The 15,459-nt window shown below is 43.4% G+C and carries 17 protein-coding genes; 3 read left to right on the top strand and 14 right to left on the bottom strand.

What is annotated here, in order from left to right; translation table 11 throughout:
• Window positions 1-9: 9 nt before the first annotated feature.
• From GO495_RS01735 to GO495_RS01720, 4 genes are read right to left on the bottom strand one after another with little or no spacing between them, the layout of a single operon-like run.
• Window positions 10-1,878, bottom strand: a complete 1,869-nt coding sequence (locus GO495_RS01735; RefSeq protein WP_157297981.1) for a sensor histidine kinase — start codon at window positions 1,876-1,878, stop codon at window positions 10-12.
• The gene (locus GO495_RS01730; RefSeq protein WP_157297980.1) at window positions 1,875-3,719 is read right to left on the bottom strand and encodes an ATP-binding protein; all 1,845 of its coding nucleotides are present in this window, start codon (window positions 3,717-3,719) and stop codon (window positions 1,875-1,877) included. The genes GO495_RS01735 and GO495_RS01730 overlap by 4 nt, the downstream gene beginning before the upstream one ends.
• Window positions 3,720-3,763: 44 nt before the next feature.
• Window positions 3,764-4,459, bottom strand: a complete 696-nt coding sequence (locus tag GO495_RS01725; protein ID WP_157297979.1) for an NUDIX hydrolase — start codon at window positions 4,457-4,459, stop codon at window positions 3,764-3,766.
• 22 nt (window positions 4,460-4,481) lie between these two features.
• The gene (locus GO495_RS01720; protein WP_157297978.1) at window positions 4,482-4,979 is read right to left on the bottom strand and encodes a DinB family protein; all 498 of its coding nucleotides are present in this window, start codon (window positions 4,977-4,979) and stop codon (window positions 4,482-4,484) included.
• A gap of 70 nt (window positions 4,980-5,049) precedes the next feature.
• Here GO495_RS01720 and GO495_RS01715 point away from each other — a divergent pair, with 70 nt between their 5' ends.
• Complete coding sequence (locus GO495_RS01715) at window positions 5,050-5,514, top strand: GNAT family N-acetyltransferase (protein WP_157297977.1); 465 nt, start codon at window positions 5,050-5,052, stop codon at window positions 5,512-5,514.
• A 34-nt stretch (window positions 5,515-5,548) separates the two neighbouring features.
• Here the strand turns inward: GO495_RS01715 and fabD are convergent, their stop codons facing one another.
• From fabD to GO495_RS01700, 3 genes are all read right to left on the bottom strand, one after another.
• On the bottom strand, window positions 5,549-6,442 hold the full coding sequence (gene fabD / locus GO495_RS01710) for an ACP S-malonyltransferase (protein ID WP_157297976.1): 894 nt from the start codon (window positions 6,440-6,442) through the stop codon (window positions 5,549-5,551).
• 163 nt (window positions 6,443-6,605) lie between these two features.
• Window positions 6,606-7,208, bottom strand: a complete 603-nt coding sequence (gene folE, locus GO495_RS01705) for a GTP cyclohydrolase I FolE (RefSeq protein ID WP_157297975.1) — start codon at window positions 7,206-7,208, stop codon at window positions 6,606-6,608.
• Between the two features lie 29 nt (window positions 7,209-7,237).
• Window positions 7,238-7,654, bottom strand: a complete 417-nt coding sequence (locus GO495_RS01700) for a 6-pyruvoyl trahydropterin synthase family protein (RefSeq protein WP_157297974.1) — start codon at window positions 7,652-7,654, stop codon at window positions 7,238-7,240.
• A 97-nt stretch (window positions 7,655-7,751) separates the two neighbouring features.
• Here GO495_RS01700 and mqnB point away from each other — a divergent pair, with 97 nt between their 5' ends.
• Both mqnB and GO495_RS01690 read left to right on the top strand, forming a co-directional pair.
• On the top strand, window positions 7,752-8,402 hold the full coding sequence (gene mqnB / locus GO495_RS01695; protein ID WP_157297973.1) for a futalosine hydrolase: 651 nt from the start codon (window positions 7,752-7,754) through the stop codon (window positions 8,400-8,402).
• Entirely contained in the window at window positions 8,393-9,178 is a 786-nt protein-coding gene (locus tag GO495_RS01690; protein WP_157297972.1) for a 1,4-dihydroxy-6-naphtoate synthase, read from the top strand. Before mqnB ends, GO495_RS01690 begins: the two co-directional genes overlap by 10 nt.
• Before the next feature lie 174 nt (window positions 9,179-9,352).
• Here GO495_RS01690 and GO495_RS01685 read toward each other — a convergent pair whose 3' ends face one another.
• The 7 genes from GO495_RS01685 to porD form a co-directional block, all read right to left on the bottom strand.
• The gene (locus tag GO495_RS01685) at window positions 9,353-10,678 is read right to left on the bottom strand and encodes a cryptochrome/photolyase family protein (protein ID WP_157297971.1); all 1,326 of its coding nucleotides are present in this window, start codon (window positions 10,676-10,678) and stop codon (window positions 9,353-9,355) included.
• Window positions 10,679-10,807: 129 nt separating this feature from the next.
• Window positions 10,808-11,647, bottom strand: coding sequence for an aminotransferase class IV (locus tag GO495_RS01680; protein ID WP_157297970.1), 840 nt, complete (start codon window positions 11,645-11,647; stop codon window positions 10,808-10,810).
• A 164-nt stretch (window positions 11,648-11,811) separates the two neighbouring features.
• Complete coding sequence (locus tag GO495_RS01675) at window positions 11,812-12,177, bottom strand: hypothetical protein (protein ID WP_157297969.1); 366 nt, start codon at window positions 12,175-12,177, stop codon at window positions 11,812-11,814.
• Window positions 12,178-12,603: 426 nt separating this feature from the next.
• Window positions 12,604-13,260, bottom strand: coding sequence for a 3-oxoacid CoA-transferase subunit B (locus GO495_RS01670; protein WP_157297968.1), 657 nt, complete (start codon window positions 13,258-13,260; stop codon window positions 12,604-12,606).
• 30 nt (window positions 13,261-13,290) lie between these two features.
• Window positions 13,291-13,986 carry a CoA transferase subunit A gene (locus GO495_RS01665; RefSeq protein WP_157297967.1) on the bottom strand — a complete coding sequence of 232 codons (696 nt, stop codon included), beginning with the start codon at window positions 13,984-13,986 and terminating at the stop codon, window positions 13,291-13,293.
• A 24-nt stretch (window positions 13,987-14,010) separates the two neighbouring features.
• Window positions 14,011-14,496: a DUF4296 domain-containing protein gene (locus tag GO495_RS01660; protein WP_157297966.1), complete on the bottom strand. Its 486-nt coding sequence runs from the start codon at window positions 14,494-14,496 to the stop codon at window positions 14,011-14,013.
• Window positions 14,497-14,526: 30 nt separating this feature from the next.
• On the bottom strand, window positions 14,527-15,456 hold the full coding sequence (porD, locus tag GO495_RS01655; protein WP_240915123.1) for a type IX secretion system protein PorD: 930 nt from the start codon (window positions 15,454-15,456) through the stop codon (window positions 14,527-14,529).
• Window positions 15,457-15,459 lie beyond the last annotated feature (3 nt).

Below are 15,459 nucleotides of genomic sequence, written 5' to 3'. Positions count from 1 at the left end.
CCGGCTTTTTTAATTAAAAGACGGTAGTGTATATATCAACTGTAACTGCGTTCCTGTTTTTTCTGCCCATATCTGCCCTCCCATCTTATCCATAAAGTCTTTACAGATGACCATTGTGATCACCTCCTGATGTACGAATAAACGTGCCGCCATCTCTGCCGTAATCTGCGGAGCTGTAGAAGTAAACACGACCTTCACCCGGTGTGCTTCCTTTATAGCCATGATACCAATTGTATGATTATCAGGTGAGAACGAAACGACGTATTGTAAGAGGCTGCGGTTCACAAACTGTAACATTTCCGGCTCTCCTGCCAGCAGGATATCACCGGCAACATCGAGTCCGGCCGAGATCTGCCTGTTTATCAGTACCGGCGCCATCCCCTGTAGTATCTCTTCGAAAAACAGTAACAGCGGGCAGGCCATGGGGCTGTAAACGAACCCGGACAACTGGGACTTTATCCACCTTAATATGTTATCAAAAACAACCAGGGTATTACGGGAAGAAATATCTACCTGGTCTATCACTTCCTGCAATGCTTCCTTGCCGGCATTATTCCGGAACATCACCGCCACCTTTATAATGTTGTTGAGCGGCTCTCTGAAATCATTGGCAATGATAGCGATCAGTTTATTCTTAAAATCATCGTTGATCTGTAGTTGTTTGTTCTTTTCAGAAATGACTGCGTTCATATCTGCCAGCATCAATTCCTGCTGCCGCAGGTTGCGGTAAGAGCGGTAACGGGAGAATGTAAATCCACCCAATAATAAAAGCACGCCTGATAAAAGCCCGATCAGTATCTGCCGGTGCTCCTTTTTCATGTTGGTTTTTGCGATCTTCTCCTTTTGTACTTTATTGCTCAATTGCCATTCCGTCAATGCCTGTTCTTTAAGGAAGTAGTCGAGGTGATTCACCTGTATATTACTTTTCATTTCCTGGCGGCGGCGGACCAATTCGTACAGCACTTTTCCATAGGCGGCTGTTTTTGCCGCGTCTTTTTTATCTGCATAGTAGCGATATAAACTGGTAATGGTAGGTAACATCAGCTCTGTATACCCTGCCTGTTTCGCCAATGCGAATATCTTTTCTTTATAGGGTATTACATCTGCATAATGCCCGTTCTTAGTATAGGTTTCAATATGCTCCAGCATATCAATCCCAACGAAAATCAATCCTTCACCGATAGCCCGGTTGGCCAGTTGATTGATCTTTTTCACGGCTTTATCAGCTTCTCCCCTCTTCATCCATCCATCTGCTTCAAACGCTTCTATGTAATAATGATTCCTGCTTCCCGGATATTTTGCCAGTATCTCTTTTGCTTTTTGGATAGCCCATATTACGGAATCCTGCCGGAGAGTATCTCCGCCAAAATGGATAGCATAATTGATCAGTACTAATCCGTAGATAGAATCATTGGGCAGATGTTTGCCAATGTTCATCGCCTGTTGCAGGAATATTCCGGCAGCAGGTTTCGTGCCTTCATAGTTGTGATATATACTACTGTTCATCAGCACCTGGCAGACGTTAGCGGAATCACCTAAATAACGGTATAGTAACAAGGCTTTATAGTCGTATTCAATAGCCAGTTTCATGTTGGCCTTCAGTGCATAAAAGATACTGAGGTTATTGAGCGCATCGGCCATACCTTTTTTGTATCCCAGGCGGGTAGCTATATCACGGGCTTTTACGGTAAACAGGAAACAACTGTCTGCGTTGCTCAGGTGATACTGCATACCCAACTGGTTCAACACATTTACATAACCGATACTGTCTTTCTTTGCGGCAAGGGATTGTTTTAGTTCATGAATTACCTTGTCCTGCGCAGAGAGCGAACCGGCGAATATCAATAACAGGATCGATATGTAATGGAATATTCTCACCGTTTCTTATGTTTTATAACCGGCAACGTGTATGAAAATGTACATCCCTTATCCGGGTTATTAACAGCCTGTATCGTGCCATTCATCTTATCCATAAAATCTTTACAGATAATCAATGCCAGACCAGCGCCACCGTTGTTTTTCAGGGTGTCCTGATATTCGAATAAATGTGACAGTACTTCTGGTCGTATACCTTTCCCTTCATCTTTAAAAGATACCGTGAGTGTTCCGTTTTGCATTGTTGCATAGATGTAAATAGTACCTGAGGCAGGACTAAACTTTACAGCGTTATGCAACAGGTTACGATGTACAAATTGCAACATTTCCCTGTCTGCCAGCAAAAGGATTTCTTCGGGCAGTTGCATGTTTATCTGCAACGATTTTTCTTCACAACCCTCTTTCAATGCCTGTAACGCTTCCCTGATCATTGTTGCAGGGCGGCATGGCACAGGTGTATATACAAATCCACTTAGCTGGGAGCTTATCCAACGTAAAATATTATCAAATACGTGCAGTGTATGTTGTGAATTACCTTCCAGTCTTTTGAATAGTTTCGCTGCTTCATCAAATGTCAGCAACTCATCTTTTAACAGGGAAGTGATATCCGTGATATGGATCAGTGGCGCGCGGAAGTCGTGTGCTATCAGGGTTATCAGTTTATTTTTAAAGTCGTCATGTGTACGCAGCAGTACATTTTTCTCACTGATCTCCCTGTTCTTTTCTCCCAGGTCTTTTGCATTTTTTCCTGAGCGACGATAAGAGCGGTTGATATCCGCCAGTAATAAAACCGTTAACAGGAGCAGTAGGATGAGGGTGATAATGATGATGTATCTGTCGCGGTCCCCGGTCGTTTTTTTGTCCAGTAATTGCTGTTGATAATCATGTTGCAGTTGCAGTTCCCTTAACTGTTTTTCCTGCATATAGTAATCTACATAATCCAGTTCCCCTTGTGTTTTGCTCTTCTCCTGTTTCTCCATGATTTCTGCTATCACACTGCTGTAATGTGTAGCGGAATCTGCCGGACCATATTTCGCATAATATGCGTAGAGCTCCAGCGCCTCCGGCAATACCAGCTCCCTGTATCCTGCTGTCATTGCTATGTTTACCATATCCCGCCGATAATACAGGGAATCAGCCTGATGCTGTAAACTTTTATATTCTGCCATTTGCGACAGCCCGTATATAGCATGGTAGGCATATCCTCTGAGAAAAGATGCTGTTATCATGGCAGACAGCTGATCTATCGCTTTAGTGGTATCTCCTTTATCCATCAACTCATCAGCTTCCAGCATACCGGTATAAAGGATCATACTTATATCCCCGTATTTATGAGCCAGCCTGCCAGCAGTAAACAACGCATTTATAGCATCATTAGCATGTATACTGTCGGAGCGGTATATAAAGTAGTATCTGGCAAGTACGGAGAGATAGAGGCTGTCCTGGTGCATACGGCGACCAATATCCATCGCCTTCTTTATGTACGGCAGTGCCTCGTTGTGTTTGCCTTCAAACTGGTAATAAGTACCTATATCCATGTTCAACAGGCAGATACCGGCGCTATCGCCCAATGCTTCATAGGTTTTCAGTGCATCCTGGTAAAAACGGAAAGAGAGGTATCTGTCATCGCGGTAAGCATAATAACTACCCAGTGTGCGGAAAGCCTGCGCTTCTCCTTTTTTATATCCGCACTGGCGGGCGGCATTCCTGGCAGCAGACAGGTAAGAGAAACAGGTATCCAGCTGGCGATGCAGGTATTGCGATGCGAGCTTATTCAGGCTATCAATTTTTTGCTGCGCGTACAGATCCGGGCTCCGGGCAAGGCACCCGGAACAAACTATCAACCAAAAGAATAGTACGGTCTTTTTGATGCCTGACGTATTTGAAGTTAAATCTCAAAAACCAATCCTCTTCTTTTCAATTCTTCGTACTGTTGCTTATCGAAACGGTAAAGATAGGCCCCTTTCTTGGAAGTGGTTTTATCCTTCTCTTCCAGCTTTTCCAATATGTTCATAGATAAGATCTTCTTCCTGAAGTTACGTTTATCCAGTTCATGCTGATAAATTTCTTCATACAGACTACGTAGCTGTGAAAGGGTGAACTTTTCAGGCAGTAATTCGAAGCCAATGGGATGGAAATGGGCATTTTCACGGAGCTTTTTTAGTGCATCAGCGATCATTTGGCGGTGGTCAAAAATCAGTTCCGGTATCTGGTGTAATTCCAGCCAGTGGGCTGCATATTGCTGTGCAAGGAAGTGATCGTGCTCTGTGATGCGGATCAGTGCATAATAAGCCATGGAAATAACTCTTGCACCTGTATCGCGCCTTACATTTCCGTAACAGGCCAGTTGTTCCATGTAGATATTCTCCAGGCCGGTCGTTTGTTTCAGCACCCTTGCAGCTGCTTCATCAACGCTTTCTTCATTTTGTAAAAAGCCTCCCATCAAAGACCATTCTCCCTGCATAGGATCTACTTTCCGTTGCATGATCAATAGTTTCAGCTTTCCATTTTCAAAACCCAGAATTATACAATCTACTGCTACCAGGTGCTGAGGGACATTTGCATAAAATGATTGTGCACTCATTGAAATATTATTGTCTGCGTAGTTACAGTTTCCTGTTCTTCGCGAATTCACTGTAATCCGTAACGGGAATCTTGTTAATACCGGCCTGTCGTAACATAGTTACCAGCTGCCCCCGATGATAAGTGGCATGATTAAACACCTGCATCAGTATTTCTATAACGGTTGATTTACCATATTGTTTCCGTGTATCATAATAAGCTACCACATGTTCCAGCTTCAGCGGGGTTGCTTTTTTCACCCATTCCAGGAACAATTGTGATTGTTCCTGCCATAAGTGACAGGCATCCTGAAAAGATCCTTCAAAGCTGTCTGTAGGTTTTACAGCCTGCTCTGTAAGATGTAAGCGCTGGTACCAGAGGCTTTCCGCATCCCACATATGATAGGCGGTTTTGCGCAAACTACCAAAGCTATTACCTGTTTCATGATCCAGTTGGGACTCCGGTAACTTCTTTAGCACCTCTATCATCTTACCGTTTGCCCAAATATTATAAGCTGCATAACTAAGCAGGATATCCTTCATGGATATTAGTTTTGTTTACTACCTTCAACAAAATACCAAAAATTACTCACATACAAATAATCAAAAGAATATGTCAGCTGTTACCATCAGGGATGTACGAAGAGAAGACTGTCCCCGGTTACTGGAACTTATACAGGAACTGGCGGAATTTGAAAAGGCACCACAGGCCGTTACTGTGACCCTGGAACACTTTGCCAATGCTGGTTTTGGTGAAAAACCGGTATGGAAAGCATTTGCAGCCGTTAACACAGAAAACGGCATTGAAACCATTATCGGCTTTGCCCTTTATTATATCCGCTATTCCACCTGGAAGGGCAGCCGTATGTACCTGGAAGACATTATAGTAAATGAAAACTATAGAGGCAAAGGGATCGGCAGTCTGCTGTTTGAAAAGCTGATCGAAGAGGCCCGTGAAAAAGAATTAGGCGGGATAGCCTGGCAGGTGCTTGAATGGAATGAACCTGCCATCAATTTCTATAAGAAATACGGTGCAACATTCGACCCTGAGTGGTGGAACGCAAGTATTACAGTATAAAAAAAGGCTCCGGTACATGGAGCCTTTTCTATTATTAGCTGATTCCGCTTACCACGGCATCTTTCTGAATCTTACCGATAAGTCCCTGTAATACTTTTCCAGGACCCGCTTCTGTGAAGCGGGTAGCACCATCGGCCACCATGGCCTGTACAGACTGTGTCCATCTTACAGCACCTGTCAACTGATCAATCAGGTTCTGTTTGATAGCAGCCGGCTCGCTTACCGCTTTCGCTACCACGTTCTGGTATACCGGGCAGGATGGCGTACTGAAGGTAGTCTGCTCAATAGCTGCTTTCAGTTCTTCCTTTGCAGGAGCCATCAGAGGGCTGTGGAAAGCACCGCCTACAGGCAATACCAGGGCTCTTTTAGCACCCGCGGCTTTCATCCTTTCACAGGCTATTTCTATCCCTTTGACTGTTCCTGAAATTACCAGCTGACCCGGACAATTATAGTTAGCGGCAACCACTATTTCCCCTGTCTCCTCACTTACTGCGGCGCAGATCTCTTCTACCTTAGCATCTTCCAGTCCCAGTACAGCAGCCATCGTAGAAGGCTGTTTCTCACAGGCTTTCTGCATGGCTGTAGCCCTGATAAACACCAGGCGCAGTGCATCTTCGAAAGTAAGTGTACCATTTGCTACCAGCGCCGAAAACTCTCCCAGAGAGTGACCTGCCACCATATCCGGTTTAGCAGCGGGTTCTGCACATAAAAAAGCGATTATGCTATGCAGGAACACAGCTGGCTGAGTCACCTTTGTCTGCTTCAGGTCTTCCTCAGTACCGGTAAACAGGATATCCGAGATACGAAAGCCGAGGATTTCATTGGCCTTTTCAAAGAGTTCCTTTGCTTTAGGATTGTTATCATACAGGTTCTTTCCCATTCCGGTAAACTGGGCACCCTGCCCCGGGAAAACGTAAGCGTGTTTCATCTGGATTGATTTACGGTTGCCAATCAGACATATGCATTAATGTTTCTACATATATCTTCGTGATTGGATTGCAAATATTCATACTCTTTGTGATATATCAAAATAAAAAACCCGACGCTGTCAATAACAGCACCGGGTCTATAGTTCTGGTATGTCTTAAATTTTACTTGCCGATCAGATTAGCGCTGATCAACCGTAAAAATTCGCTTCTTGTGGTGTTGTCCTGGAATTGTCCGGAAAAAGCAGAGGTGGTAGTCGTAGAATTCTGTTTCTGTACACCACGCATCATCATGCACAGGTGCTGTGCTTCTATCACCACTGCTACACCTTCCGGCTGCAGGGTTTCCTGTATGGCATCCAGGATCTGGTGCGTTAAACGCTCCTGTACCTGTAACCTGCGGGAAAACACATCTACCACACGCGCCAGCTTGCTGAGACCTGTGATATAACCATTGGGAATATAGGCAATATGTGCTTTACCAAAGAAAGGCAACATATGATGCTCGCACATGGAATACAGCTCTATATCTTTTACAATAACCATTTCACTGTATGATTCAGTGAATTTCGCCCCTTCCAGTATCGCCTTTGCATCCTGCTGATAACCTACCGTCATGTACTGCATGGCTTTGGCTATGCGTTCCGGCGTCTTCAATAACCCTTCCCTTTCAGGATCCTCTCCCAGTAAATGTATAGCGTTTTTGTAATTCTCAATAAGCCCGGAAGTTACCTTCTCGTCATATGATTCTGTTTTACTATATGCCATCTTGGTTATTAAACTTGATTAACAAATCCTTACTTACTATTACCAAAATACTCCACATAAATGCGGGGAGTCTCATATAACTTGATACAATGCAAATGCACGCCAGCAGGTAGATGTGGCGTCAATTGCTCCCAGATGCCAATAGCCAGATTTTCGGCAGAAGTAAACTTCCCCGCCATGAAATCCACATCCATATTCAGATTCCGGTGGTCTATCTTTTCTGTTACCTCGTCTTTGATGATCACGCCCAATGTTTTAGCATTGAACACAAAGCCGGTCTCAGGATCAGGATCTCCCTTCACTGTTACGTGTAGCTCATAATTATGGCCATGCCAGTTCTCATTAGCACACTTGCCAAACACCTCTTCGTTCTTTTCCTTGCTCCAGGCAGGATTGGACAACTTATGCGCGGCATTGAAATTCTCCACACGCGTTAAATAGATCATTATTATCCTTTAATTTTCCGCAAAAGTACGACAATTAGACCAATAGTGGTTTGTACACTATCCCCCCTTACTAATCAAAAACCCCTAAATTTGCACCATGAAAATACTGGTTACGGCAGCCACTCCTTTTGAAATACAACCGTTTCTGGATCACCTGGCCAAACAAAACTACCCTGATTGTCAGATCACTACGCTCATCGGAGGCATTGGCATGATGCATACAGCTTTCCAACTGGGACGGCAACTCACAAAAATGCGTCCGGATATAGCGATCCAGGCCGGTATTGCCGGCTGTTTTGACCATTCCTGGGAAATCGGCAAGGTAGTGATCATTGATAAAGAACAGGTTGGCGACCTGGGTGTGGAAGATGATCATGCCTTTAAAGACCTGTTTGACATACAGTTATGGCAACCCGACATGCCTCCTTTTACCAATAAACAATTGGTAAATCCCCTTGATAACCTTCCTTTTATACCGGAATTACCCAGGGTATCAGGTGTTACTATTAATACCGTAAGCGGCAGCGAACGTACCCGTAACCTGCTGGTAGAAAAATATGCACCGGAAGTAGAGAGTATGGAAGGCGCCGCCTTTCATTATGCCTGCTTACTGGAGAAAATTCCTTTTTTACAGTTCCGCAGCATTTCCAACTACGTAGAAGTAAGGGATAAAAGCAAATGGAACATTCCACTTGCCGTCAGAACATTGAATGAATCATTGATTAAATATATTGAACAATGGAACTAACACTGGGTTTTTCACCATGTCCTAACGACACATTCATCTTCGATGCCATGGTGAACAAAAAGATCGATACGAAAGGCTTAACATTCAAGACACAGCTCGAAGACGTGGAAACACTGAACAAGCTGGCTATGCAGGGAAAACTGGCTGTTACCAAACTGAGTTTTGGTGTATACGCAAAAGTAAAAGACCAGTACGAATTGCTGAACAGCGGCAGCGCATTGGGAAGAGGTTGCGGACCATTACTGATTGCCAGGGAACATATTCCTGAAGAGAAGATCAAGGATTGCAAAATTGCGATTCCAGGTGAAAACACTACCGCGAATCTGCTGTTCTCTCTTGCCTATCCTGCGGCAAAAAATAAAGAGATCCTGGTATTTTCCGATATTGAAAATGCGGTGCTGGACGGACGTGTGGATGCTGGTGTAATCATTCATGAAAACCGGTTCACGTATCAGCTGAAAGGGCTGGTAAAGATCATTGACCTGGGTGAATACTGGGAAAATACTACAGGCAGTCCTATTCCTCTTGGTGGGATATTTATACGCAAAGATATTCCTGATCATATCAAACAGGAAGTTGATCAGCTGATTCACGACAGCTTACAATATTCCTATCAGCATTATCCTGCTCTTTCTTCTTATGTAACTGAACATGCACAGGAAATGGATGAAAAGGTGATGCGCCAGCATATAGATCTGTATGTAAATGATTTTAGTCTTGGACTGGGTGAAGCTGGTAAAGCAGCGGTAGACAGGCTGATGTCAGTTAATAAATAGACTTTTTAGTGTCTCCTGATACCCGAAAGAGGTTCAGAACGGCTTCAAAAGAGCAATATCCAATACTTGCCCGTCACTTAAATGCGAAGGGCAAGTATTGGATATTGCTCTTTTGAACCTTACCAGTTGTTGTTTTATTCCTCTTTGCGTAAATCAGATTCCCATACGCTATATTTATTTTTGTCCCTTTTGCATTGGTCTGTCCAATGCTTTTTTATATACTTCCAGTACCCGCTTCCGCGCATCTTCATGCACAACGATTGGTTTCGCATACGTAAGTTCTTCAAATTCAGGCACCCATGTTCTGATATACTTCAAATCCTTGTCGAACTTTTGTGCTTGTAATGCAGGATTGAATACCCGGAAATAAGGTGCTGCATCACAACCACAACCTGCGGCCCATTGCCAGTTTCCATTGTTTGCAGACAAATCGTAATCAAGTAATTTCTTCGCAAAATAGGCCTCTCCCCAGCGCCAGTCTATCAACAGATGTTTTGTTAAAAAACTGGCGGTAATCATTCGTACGCGGTTATGCATAAAACCCGTTGCATTCAGTTCTCTCATGCCAGCATCCACAATCGGATACCCTGTTTCTCCATTACACCAGCGTCTAAAATCCGCCTCATTATTGCGCCATTTGATGTTGTCATAATCCTTATGGAACGACTGATGCACTACGTGCGGGAAATGCCATAAGATCATCTGAAAGAAATCCCTCCATATCAATTCACCCAGGAATGTATCGTTCAGATGGGTTGCTCTTTCAGCCAGTTCGCGCACACTTACTGTTCCGAAACGCAGATGCAATCCAAGATGGGAAGTACCTGGCAGTGCAGGGAAGTCGCGCGTCTGATCGTATTTCTCTATCAGGCTATCCTTTACTTTTATTGGAGGGAAATGCCGTTCACCAGCCTGAAAACCGAGTGTACGCAATGCCGGGATTTTTTTAATTTTCTGTTTATAGAAGTTGCGGAAATATTTTTCTGTAGGATAAGGACGAAGGTAAAAATCGTTTAATAAGGTTTTCCATTTTTTACTGTAGGGTGTAAAAATTGTATAGGGATCTCCATTATCTTTCAATACCTCATTACGGTCAAATATTACCTGGTCTTTATACTGATGAAAAGAGATCTTCTTTTCTTTCAGCATTTTAGCGACAGCTGCATCCCGCTTAGTAGCGTAAGGTTCGTAATCTATATTGGTGAACACGGCCTTTACATCATACTGTTTTATATAATATTGAAAAGCTTCTGTGGGAGTACCGTAAAATACGTCCATTGTACTTCCTAGTCTGGCCAGTTGTTTCTGCATTTCCTCCAGGGTATCATGGATAAATGTGATCCTGCGGTCATGTTTATCTTCAAGATCATTAAGGATATCGGAGTCAAATATAAATACCGGCACTACAGGATTGCCGGACTTTAAAGCATGGTATAGCGCGGCCTGATCAAGCAGACGCAGATCACGGCGCAACCAGCATAAATTTACTGTTGCAGGCATAAAGTGGTTAGTTTTGCAGTTCTCGGTTACACGTACACAATCAACAGCAAGATAAGTCGGAAAAAATTAAAATAGTGGTACTAAAAGAATGCCACTGCGGCGCGTTTTCAGTCTTTATCAGTAGTCAGATTACGATATCCCTTCGTGTAATAATTCGTGGATAATTACTGCCGAAGCATTACCGTAACTACTGTCGCGAAACATTCCTACCCAGCGGATACCTGAGATGGCATTGGTGAGGAATATTTCATCCGCATTTTCAAGGTCTTCTATTGTTAATGGTTTTTCTATAACAGGGAAGGGCAGGTCCATCTGCAGCAGGTGTTTACGCATCACACCACAAACACCTCCTTCAGACAAAGGTGGCGTTATAAGTTGTCCGCGATGTACAATGAACAGGTTGGCGATTGTTGTATCAGCCACACGTCCATAAGGGTTCAGCAGAATAGTTTCGTTAATACGGTGTTGTTTTGCATACATGGCTGCCATTACATAAGGCAGGCAGTTATTTGATTTGATAGAAGAAAATTTATCACAGCTTATTTTTACGTCGGGGAAGACATCAATTTCCAGTCCTGTATCATTCAGCTCTAACACTTTTTTGTCAAGGTCCCAACTTTGAATAATGAAACAGGGTATATTATTAACCGGATCATATAAACCTCCATCTGACCGGAAAATGGTCAATCTTACCCTGGCCAGCTGATCGTGGTTATTCCTGGCACATAAGTCCATTACCAGCTTTGTAAAATAAGATCTGGTGAAATGTAAAGGAGGTGTAAAATGCAGGAGGTGCAGGCTGGCCATTAGCCGTTCAAAATGAAGATCTGCGAGTAATACTTCACCCTGGTATACCCTCATAGTTTCAAAACAGCCATCTCCATAACGAAAAGAGCGGTTATCTGCCGTTAAAACGGTCTCTGAGGCCGGCACGAATTTCCCATTGTAACATAAATACCCTGGTTGCACATCGAACACTTTAACTGTGAAAAGTACTGTTAAGTTACGGAAAATTAATGGGTTAAAAACAGGTAGCGGTCATCCCGGCAAGAGTCCGGGACAACCGCTTTTTTTAACATAGGACAGGGGTCCTTCCCTGGCCATGGCCGGAGATGAACACTTGTCCTTATCAATTATCTTTTAGCGCTGTACAATTGTCCAAATCTGAAACCGATGAATACATCAGCCTGTTGGGGATCGCCCATCAATGCACTCAGCACACTGCCTGCCCCCTCATACAACGGATCCGCCCATAAGCTAAATCCTGCATTGAATTTTGATAGGCTGTTATAACTTAGAGGAAGGAAGAAACCATATTTACAACCTTCATAACGCGAGGTTATTGCCCCCCCTGAATAATACGGTCCATTGTAAGGTTTGTTGGTCCCTTTGGTCAGTGCTATCTGACCGTCAGCATTAACATGCAAATGATAATCTACATCAATATCTAAAGTCGATGGCAAACTTACTGAATATTTAGTGGACACAGTTTTGGTCATATACACAGATTAAGGATAAATAGGACAAGGAAGGAGCAAAACTATTATATAATTTATATTTTAATAATATAAAATCCTATAATAATTTATTATCTTTTTGTCCCTTTGCTATAAAGGATAGATAGACACACTGTGTCGTGTCGCTAAAACGCTGTAAGATAATTCATTTGTTCACTGACGATCCAGATGCATTATGCATCATTAATATTTTAGTTTGGCCTTTGGTCCCCTTAGATACAATACTCCCGAATGCCCCTGATGACGATAGAATAATCCCTGACAACTGTTGACAGAACAAAGATGCTTTATTTGTAGCTTAATACAATAACCACTTATGGGTATTGCTAATTTCAAGCAGAATGCTTATAGGTGTAACAAAGACACTTGTATAAAAAAGGGCTGAATTAATTTCAGCCCTTAAAAAAGTCAGCGTTGCATTTCGGGTATGTCCCCTTCCACTATCAGCCGGCCGGCGGTTTTAGCGATGATCTCTTCCACGCTTACGCCTGGCGCACGTTCCAGTAACCGGAATCCCTCGGGAGTGACGTCAAGTACGGCCAGTTCTGTTACTACCTTTTTTACGCAGCCAACACCAGTAAGAGGCAGGCTGCATGCGGGCAATAATTTACTTTCCCCTTTGGGATTTGTATGCATCATGGCTACAATAATATTCCTGGCAGCAGCTACCAGGTCCATTGCTCCACCCATTCCTTTTACCATTTTTCCAGGGATCTTCCAGTTGGCAATATCTCCTGCTTCAGAAACTTCCATCGCTCCTAATACGGTCAGATCCACCTTTCCTGCCCTTATCATTCCAAAGCTTTCGGCAGAATCAAAATAACAACCACCTGGCAGTAATGTTACTGTTTCCTTGCCTGCGTTGATAAGATCAGCATCTATCTCATCCTCTGCCGGATAAGGCCCCATACCTAACAGTCCATTCTCGGACTGCAGCATAATGGAAATGCCCTGCGGTATAAAATTAGCTACCAGCGTAGGAATGCCTATACCTAAGTTTACATACATACCGTCACGCAGTTCCTGCGCTATTCTTTTAGCTATACTATATTTATCTAAAGACATATTGATTCTGAGGTTTAAGGTTGGGAACCGTTAATTCATTTTCACCGTTTTCCGTTCAATACGTTTTTCATAATCACTGCCCTGGAAAATGCGGTGTACATAAATACCGGGAACGTGTATATTATCGGGGTCCAGTTCTCCGGGTTGTACCAGGTGTTCTACTTCTGCAATGGTGATGGTGCCGGCTTTTGCCATTGAAGTACTGAAGTTGCGGGTAGTTTTACGAAAAACAAGGTTGCCCATTGTATCTCCCTTCCAGGCCTTCACCATTGCAAAATCGGCATGTAGTGCCAGTTCCATCAGGTAATGCTTGCCATTGAACACGCGTGATTCTTTTCCTTCGGCGATCTCCGTACCATAACCTGCAGGTGTAAAAAAAGCGGGGATGCCCATACCTGCCATCTGTATACGGGTGGCCAGCGTACCCTGGGGTATCAGTTCTACTTCCAGTTCACCGGAAAGCAGTTGTCTTTCAAATTCGGCATTCTCCCCTACATAAGAAGACATCATCTTTTTGATCTGTCTTGTCTGCAGCAACAGCCCCAGGCCAAAATCATCAATACCAGCATTGTTGGAGATGCAGGTTAACTGTTGTATACCTTTGCGTACCAACGCAGTTATACAGTTTTCCGGAATTCCGCAAAGGCCGAATCCACCCAGCATCAGTGTGGCCCCATCCCGGATGTCATGCAATGCTTCATCGGCATTTGCTACAACTTTGTTCATGTTTTGGTGTTTTGTGCAGAGAGCTTATCGTTTGAGTTCCACCCTCTTATTTTTCTTAACAAATGGAATAATAGTATCGCGTACGGCTGAAATTAGCACATTCTTACCAAATGGCAAAGGTGTCTGCGGATTGTTGATATACTCCTTTACCAGATTGCCATTCTCTATTGCATCCTTGTCTGCTGTGACTACATCTTTCATCATGTCATAGACCTCTTTAAACCTGTCCGGATGACTTTCATAAAAATCATAGCTTTTCCTGAACTGTTTTACAGTAATCTTATGCAGCTGTAATATCTGGGTATAATATATTTTCACTTTGCCCTGGCGTACAGAATCCAGCAACGGCATACCATGATCTCCGCTCTCACTGCTGTATACATCAGCCAGATTCATATCTATCAGCACATCCCTCATTTCTTCCTTGGAAAGGACTCCTTCAGGAACCCTGTCCGCCTGTCCGCAGGCAATAGTAAACAGCAAAAGAAAAACGATAACGGTCCTATACATAAAATATTTTCCTCTTAATACAGTACAAAGCTATTTCATCTGCTGGTATTTTGCAGCATTGGTTACGTCCATTTGTGCAAGTAACTGTGCTGCACGGGATTTTTCCTGTGGGGGAGCTTTGGAAAATATCTTCTGTAATTCGTCCGATTTGGAAGTGAAGAACGTTGCCATCAGCATAGAGTTAGGAATATCCTGGTACACTGCGTATAACATGTTCAGGCAGTTCATGATCGCTCCACGTCCTTTTGTCATATCATCATACATCACATCCAGCCCCTGCCTGTGGTATTGATACATCACATCATGAAAACGGCTAAATTTTACATTCAGCAGGTTATCCTGCAGCCAGTAGCGGTTACGGTTACCTTCAAAAGGTTTCCATCCGGCTATATCCTTGCCATCCGGTGCATTGCTTACAATGTTCAGTGCCTTTTTGAAAAACGCATCACCTCCACGGGGAGAAAAAGAGTCGTTATCCAGTCCCAGGATGATGTAAGCATAATAGGCCAGGGTAGCCGTTAAATTAGATGCCAGCGGATCATTCCCTACTACGCGGTTATCACTGAATTCCAATGGCTGGAATTCTACATAACGGAATACGATGTTATTATCCTGCATGTTAAGCAGGCTGCTTACATACCCGGAATTAAATACCGGACGTGTAGCCTGTATGGTGAGCGTAGCTTTGTATTGGTTCCCTCCCATGTCTCCTGTGATGTTGAGCAGGAAATTGCATTCTATCCGTTCAGCAGGTGTATATACATCATCAGACCAGCGACGGCCATTCAGGAACTCTTTGATAGAATTTTGCAGGGTGGTGAACATCTTCTTATCTGAACCGCTTATCTGGTTACTGTTAACGGTAACATTTACACGCAGTTCCTGTGCCTGTACGAACACAGTAGCAAACAGTATTATCAGAAATAAGAAGCCTGTCTTCAATTGTAGATTATTTACCATTAT

This window comes from Chitinophaga oryziterrae (genome assembly GCF_009758125.1).
Classification (GTDB): domain Bacteria; phylum Bacteroidota; class Bacteroidia; order Chitinophagales; family Chitinophagaceae; genus Chitinophaga; species Chitinophaga oryziterrae.
The sequence above is the reverse complement of the archived record's forward strand: the minus strand, read 5'-3'. Positions and strand labels throughout refer to the sequence as shown.

Coding starts and splice junctions, on each gene's coding strand:
- GO495_RS01725 (WP_157297979.1), bottom strand. CDS start 4,459: ATGAGTGCACAATCATTTTATGCAAATGTCCCTCAGCACCTGGTAGCA.
- GO495_RS01720 (WP_157297978.1), bottom strand. CDS start 4,979: ATGAAGGATATCCTGCTTAGTTATGCAGCTTATAATATTTGGGCAAAC.
- GO495_RS01715 (WP_157297977.1), top strand. CDS start 5,050: ATGTCAGCTGTTACCATCAGGGATGTACGAAGAGAAGACTGTCCCCGG.
- fabD (WP_157297976.1), bottom strand. CDS start 6,442: ATGAAACACGCTTACGTTTTCCCGGGGCAGGGTGCCCAGTTTACCGGA.
- folE (WP_157297975.1), bottom strand. CDS start 7,208: ATGGCATATAGTAAAACAGAATCATATGACGAGAAGGTAACTTCCGGG.
- GO495_RS01700 (WP_157297974.1), bottom strand. CDS start 7,654: ATGATCTATTTAACGCGTGTGGAGAATTTCAATGCCGCGCATAAGTTG.
- mqnB (WP_157297973.1), top strand. CDS start 7,752: ATGAAAATACTGGTTACGGCAGCCACTCCTTTTGAAATACAACCGTTT.
- GO495_RS01690 (WP_157297972.1), top strand. CDS start 8,393: ATGGAACTAACACTGGGTTTTTCACCATGTCCTAACGACACATTCATC.
- GO495_RS01685 (WP_157297971.1), bottom strand. CDS start 10,678: ATGCCTGCAACAGTAAATTTATGCTGGTTGCGCCGTGATCTGCGTCTG.
- GO495_RS01675 (WP_157297969.1), bottom strand. CDS start 12,177: ATGACCAAAACTGTGTCCACTAAATATTCAGTAAGTTTGCCATCGACT.
- GO495_RS01670 (WP_157297968.1), bottom strand. CDS start 13,260: ATGTCTTTAGATAAATATAGTATAGCTAAAAGAATAGCGCAGGAACTG.
- GO495_RS01665 (WP_157297967.1), bottom strand. CDS start 13,986: ATGAACAAAGTTGTAGCAAATGCCGATGAAGCATTGCATGACATCCGG.
- GO495_RS01660 (WP_157297966.1), bottom strand. CDS start 14,496: ATGTATAGGACCGTTATCGTTTTTCTTTTGCTGTTTACTATTGCCTGC.
- porD (WP_240915123.1), bottom strand. CDS start 15,456: ATGGTAAATAATCTACAATTGAAGACAGGCTTCTTATTTCTGATAATA.